Raw genomic sequence first — 5251 nt, forward strand, 5'->3', positions numbered from 1 at the left:
AGCAGTTCGAAATGCTCGCCGCATGAGCGCCGCGTGACGCTCAACCTCCCCTTGCGACCTCAGCTGGAGTTTGCGACGGAACCAGTTTTCTTAACTCCATCGTCGCAGCGTACGACCGCTTGCCACAGACCACCTTTGCCGATCAGGCGGGCCAGGAATTCCTGGAATTAACGTCACTTAAGCAAGAGCAATGCCAACTCAAAAAAGTGTCGTATTATCAGCATCTTGGACGTGCGGCTCGGTTCTATCTGTTTGCTTCGACGCAATTTGTCAGATATTCGACAATGGAGCAGCCAAGGGGGCAATTCGGCGATACGGCAGGAAGTGATCAAGCCGCTCTTCGATGACCTGCACGAGTGTGGGTGCTCCGCGAGCGCGGTGCCGTCGCCCCAGATCGTAGCGCGATTGTCGAGACGGCGACCTTCCCCGACTTGCCGTGCACCACCTCATTGCGTGAACAAATCGCGCGGCTTGTCCGCTACAGCGGGGAGAATCGCGACTGATGCACCGGACCTAGAGGCCAAGACGCGCGGAAAACCGTGAGGACGACATCACTGCGATGCGGTCGGGCAGACAAAGCCGTCCGACCAAATGGAAGAAGACCAGCGCCAGGTGCCCCCGTGGACAAGGTACTGACTTTGGGTCTCGGGTTGCCTTAAGGAATCAGACCGCTTTGCGTACCTTCGAGGTCTTCTCAAAGGCATCCTTGATTGGCTTGGACATGTCCTCGCTAGCTCTCAACATCAATGCCTGGAGGGCCTTGGACTGTTGGGCGGACTTCTCGATCTGTTTGCGCAGGAATACGGTCTGCAGTTCGAGAAACTCGGACGGCGACTTCACGGCGACCAGGGCTTCGGGATCTGTTGCAAACTCTTCGGTAATGAAATCGAGGGCATGGAGGCTCTTCAGTTTCCGAGGAGCTTGTCATGTTCAAGGGCCGTCATTTCGACCAGTCGGTGATCCTGCTGTGCGTGCGCTGGTACCTGGCCTACAATCTCAGCCTGCGCAATCTGGAAGAGATGATGGCCGAACGCGGCCTGAGCGTCGATCATTCCACAGTGCATCGCTGGGTCGTCCGCTTCTCGCCGCAACTGCTGGAGCGCTTCAACCGGCGCAGCGGACCGTCACCGGCAAGTGGCATATGGACGAGACGTACATCAAGGTTCGCGGGCAATGGATGTATCTCTACCGTGCAATCGATAGCGTCGGCGACACAGTAGAGTTCTTCTTCAGCGAACATCGTGACCTGGTGGCTGCCAAACGCTTTCTGCGCAAGGCGTTTCAGCGTCATGGCCGCCCCGAGCGCATCGTCATCGACCGCAGCCAAACCAATCGCGAGGCGATCCGTTCCTGTGACGCGGAAAGCCGGCTGCGGGATCGCTCGCGGCGGCAGCTCAAGCCGATCCGGATCTGAAAGAGCCAGTATCTCAACAACCGGATCGAACAGGATCACCGGCGCATCAAGCGCCGCATCCGCTGCATGCTCGGCTTCAAGTCTCATGCGAGCGCCCCCATCATCCTTGTCCGGCATCGAGATGATCCACATGATGCGCAAGCGACAGGCAAGTATGCCTACAATCCCAGTCCGTCGATCGCCGAGCAGTTCGCCATCCTCGCTGCCTCAACGCCGACTGCAACGGACCAGGCGATCAAGGAAAGGTGCATCATGAAGCATTCGCGAACCCAACCCTGGCCGATGCCGTTCTCGATCGCCTTGTTCACAACGCCTATCGCATCGAACTCTCCGGCGAAAGCATGCGCAAACACAGGGTCCTGCCAGTCGCAGACGCAACTGCCGCTTGACCGGAAACGACTTCGTCGACAAATATCAAAAATGACCCTGAGGCGCTCTAAGCCGTCCGGCTTCGCCTCGGAATCGCGTCCGGTATTTAATCGGAATAAGCGTCCGGTTTCGTTTCGGAATCACTGGAGTGCACCCCCAGACTGAGACAAGGAAAATCGCGGACAGTTTCCCTGCAAGAGAGGAAACTGGGGCATGGCCGGACGGCAAAGAGTTATTGATGATGACCAAAAGCTGGAGCTTCTCCGGCGCATGGAGGCGGGCGAAACCGGCGTAAACCAGCTATGGGTTGCCGATATCACCTTCCTGCATCTGGCCGAGGAGTTTGCCTTCCTTGCCGTTGTCCTTGACGCGTTTAGCCGCAAGGTCGTCGGATGGGCGTTGGATACGCATCTTAGAGCAAGCCTTGCCATCGAGGCTCTCGAGATGGCGATCGCTGATCGCCAGCCCATACCCGGGAGCCTCATCCATCATTCCGACCGCGGGGTTCAAGGCGGATTCAAGCGGTCGTCGCAACACTCGGAAGTTGGAGGTTGCGATGAGCATTCGAAAGCGGCGATCGGCACGGTCTGGACGAGCGCCATTACCTTCACCAGGACGGCCACCTTTGGCGGGGCGCGATGAACAGATTAGATTCTGGCGGGCGATCGCCGCGGGGCTGAGCAGCGAAGATGCTGCGCTCGAAGCCGGAGTGTCGCAGCCTGTAGGAACCAGATGGTTCCGAAAGGCGGGCGGTATGCCACCAGCGATGTTCAGATCCTCGGCGAAGCCGCTCTCCGGGCGGTACCTGTCCTTGGTGGAGCGCGAAGACATCGCACTTCTCAGGGTACAGGGCCATTCCATGCAGGAGATTGGGCGCCGGCTCGGTCGGTCCGCCTCGACAATCTCCCGTGAACTGTGGCGCAACGCGGCCACCCGCAGCGGCGGGTTGGAGTATCGGGCGACGACTGCCCAGTGGCATGCGGATCGATCGGCCCGTCGGCCCAAGCCGACCAAGCTTGCGTTCAACGCAACCTTGCGCACTTATGTGGAGGAGAGACTTGCTGGCATTGTCGTGGCCCCGAGCGGCGCTCCCGTTCATGGTCCCACCGTTCCGTGGAAGGGCCGCCGGCATGGCCCGCGAAAGGATCGGCGATGGGCCAGGGCCTGGAGCCCTGAGCAGATTGCCCGCCGCTTGCCGATCGACTTCCCGGACGACAAGACGATGCGCATCAGCCACGAAGCCCTCTATCAGGCCCTCTTCGTTCAGGGCCGCGGAGTGCTGCGCCGCGAGCTGACGGCCTGCTTGCGAACGGGGCGTGTGCTGCGGGTCCCCAGGGCGCGCGTACGCAGGCGAGGTAAGAGCTTTGTCTCGCCGGAGATCATGATCAGTCAACGCCCCGCCGAAGCGGCCGATCGCGCGGTCCCGGGTCACTGGGAGGGAGACCTCATCCTCGGTCTTGGCAGCTCGGCGATCGGCACGCTGGTTGAACGTACGACACGCTTCACGATGCTGCTGCATCTTCCCCGGCTCGCGGGGCATGGCGAAGCTCCGCGCGCGAAGAACGGGCCTGCGCTCGCTGGACATGGAGCTGAAGCTGTCCGCGACGCAATTACGCGCACCATCATCACCTTGCCCGAAGAACTACGCCGTTCGCTGACCTGGGATCAGGGAGCCGAAATGGCCCAGCACGATCGTCTCACGATCGATGCGGGCGTCCAGGTCTTCTTCTGCGATCCGCAAAGCCCATGGCAGCGCGGCACCAACGAGAACACCAATGGGCTGCTGCGTCAGTACTTCCCGAAAGGCACCGACCTGAGCATCCACAGCGCCGACGAGATCGCCGCCGTGGCAGCGGCCCTTAATGCCCGGCCGAGAAAGACCCTGGGTTGGAAAACGCCGGCAGAGGCGCTTGACGAGTTGCTGCCATGAGTGAACACAATCGCTGTTGCGACGACCGCTTGAATCCGCCCAATACGCGTGCGGGGCCTACTCCGAACTTCTGCATCGCTGCGGCATCCAGGTAAGCATGAGCCGTGTCGGCAATCCTTACGACAATGCGAAGGCGGAGAGCTTCATGAAAACCCTGAAACAGGAAGAGGTGCAAGGTCTGGCCTGTAAGGATGCAGATGATGCCCGCAAGCACATCGGTGCTTTCATAGAGACCGTTTACAACACGCAGCGCCTACATTCGGCGCTCGACTACCTCAGTCCGGAGGAATACGAACAGAAGCATTCACGCGGGCGACAGATGGAAAAGGCTGCATAGCTTAACACGGGAGGTGTCCGCGATTTTCCTTGTCTCAGTCTGGGGGTGCACTCCATCACTGTCCGGTTTCATTGGAATACGCAGCATGAGGGCCGCCTGACGCTCAACCTGCCTTGGCGACCTCAGCTGGAGTTTGCGACGGAACCCCCCGGTGTTCTACGTGAACTGATTAAAGCCATCGAAATGGCTCGAGCCAAAACCCGACGGTTTTCTGGAATGGTCACCATGGTCAGGTGGTCGCCAGGAATCGGCACGGTATAAATAGGCGCCGCACTTAAGATCCGGTCCCACCCCCGCATGGGCGAAGTTGCGTTTGGATCTATTGAACTCTTGGCGCGTGCGCCACGAAGGGGGCGAATTTCAGTGGCATAAAACTGATGTATTCCAACTGGCAGGGAAGGAGGTTGGTACCGCTGCAGCGCCCCGTGGAACCGAGCGATTTTTTCATACATTATCACTTCGTCTCGGAGATCGCCTTTTGAAGGGATCGCTCCAATTTGCTGCGCCTTTTCAAGCAGCTGAGCAATCGAGCTTTGTTCAGCGAAGCGTTCAAGCTCCGCGAAGCACTCATCTTCCAACGATTCGAGGCGTTCCAGAACCAGTTCGTTGACCACCTGGATGGGCGATATGCTCGAGCCATTTGCAGGTAGCGTAACATCGATGAACGCCATGAATGAAACAGCTTCGCGTAGCCTCAACAGGTGCTGCGCAATTGCGTAAGCCAAGATCCCGCCTGATGAGTATCCCGCGAGGCGATAAGCCCCCAACGGCTGGATCTCTTTCATCACTTCGATTGCCTGCGCGGCTATTTCTTCGAGAGTTGGTGGATAAAGTTCATCGAAATCCGGCCATGGCAGCGCATAGACAGGACAGTCTATGTCCATTTCGCTCGCCAATTTGACGGCATAGGAACAGTCTCCCAACCCTGTCGGAAAAAAGAAGAGCGGCAACTGCGATCCCGCCGGACGAATGGAAATCACTCCCGGATTACTTGGTTGTGGTTCCCAATTGAGCTTCGATGCAAGCTCCTTCAGAATGGGTGTCCGGAAGAGATCGCTGGCGCTAAACTTCAGCCCGAGGTTTGAAGCTCGACTTAGCAGCTGCACGGCCAACAGGGAGTGGCCGCCGAGCTCGAAGAAGTGGTCGTGGCGCCCGATGCGCTCGAGGCCGAGCAGCTCTTGCCAGATCCCGGCCAGCAGCG

General features: G+C 59.1%; 6 protein-coding genes and 2 pseudogenes. 5 read left to right on the plus strand and 3 right to left on the minus strand.

From position 1 onward, the window contains the following. Positions 1-663: 663 nt before the first annotated feature. Positions 664-909: a phasin family protein gene (locus NKJ06_RS34195; RefSeq protein ID WP_352812330.1), complete on the minus strand. Its 246-nt coding sequence runs from the start codon at positions 907-909 to the stop codon at positions 664-666. Then, positions 906-1052 (minus strand): hypothetical protein, encoded by a 147-nt coding sequence (locus NKJ06_RS34200; RefSeq protein WP_352812331.1) that lies wholly within the window; start codon positions 1050-1052, stop codon positions 906-908. Before NKJ06_RS34200 ends, NKJ06_RS34195 begins: the two co-directional genes overlap by 4 nt. Between NKJ06_RS34200 and NKJ06_RS34205 the strand changes: the two are divergent. The 5 genes and pseudogenes from NKJ06_RS34205 to NKJ06_RS34225 all read left to right on the plus strand — a co-directional run. Then, a pseudogene (locus NKJ06_RS34205) lies at positions 984-1621 on the plus strand (IS6 family transposase); the annotation flags it as partial. The gene NKJ06_RS34200 and the pseudogene NKJ06_RS34205 overlap by 69 nt on opposite strands. Positions 1622-1665: 44 nt before the next feature. Next, positions 1666-1803: pseudogene (locus NKJ06_RS34210) on the plus strand (ATP-binding protein); the annotation flags it as partial. 193 nt (positions 1804-1996) lie between these two features. After that, positions 1997-2425, plus strand: a complete 429-nt coding sequence (locus NKJ06_RS34215; protein WP_352812324.1) for a DDE-type integrase/transposase/recombinase — start codon at positions 1997-1999, stop codon at positions 2423-2425. After that, positions 2340-3713, plus strand: coding sequence for an IS30 family transposase (locus NKJ06_RS34220; RefSeq protein ID WP_352812326.1), 1374 nt, complete (start codon positions 2340-2342; stop codon positions 3711-3713). Before NKJ06_RS34215 ends, NKJ06_RS34220 begins: the two co-directional genes overlap by 86 nt. Positions 3714-3729: 16 nt before the next feature. Next, complete coding sequence (locus NKJ06_RS34225; RefSeq protein WP_502905674.1) at positions 3730-4050, plus strand: transposase; 321 nt, start codon at positions 3730-3732, stop codon at positions 4048-4050. A 122-nt stretch (positions 4051-4172) separates the two neighbouring features. On the opposite strand, the gene NKJ06_RS34230 is transcribed toward NKJ06_RS34225, so the two are convergent. Beyond that, positions 4173-5251: thioesterase domain-containing protein (locus NKJ06_RS34230; protein ID WP_352812328.1), on the minus strand; the 1079-nt coding region annotated here is incomplete at its 5' end.

Source organism: Mesorhizobium sp. M0293, assembly GCF_040321735.1.
GTDB lineage: Bacteria > Pseudomonadota > Alphaproteobacteria > Rhizobiales > Rhizobiaceae > Mesorhizobium.

Excerpts from the sequence above, each read along its gene's own strand:
- NKJ06_RS34200 (WP_352812331.1), bottom strand. The coding sequence starts at position 1,052 with ATGATCGACGCTCAGGCCGCGTTCGGCCATCATCTCTTCCAGATTGCG.
- NKJ06_RS34215 (WP_352812324.1), top strand. The coding sequence starts at position 1,997 with ATGGCCGGACGGCAAAGAGTTATTGATGATGACCAAAAGCTGGAGCTT.
- NKJ06_RS34220 (WP_352812326.1), top strand. The coding sequence starts at position 2,340 with ATGAGCATTCGAAAGCGGCGATCGGCACGGTCTGGACGAGCGCCATTA.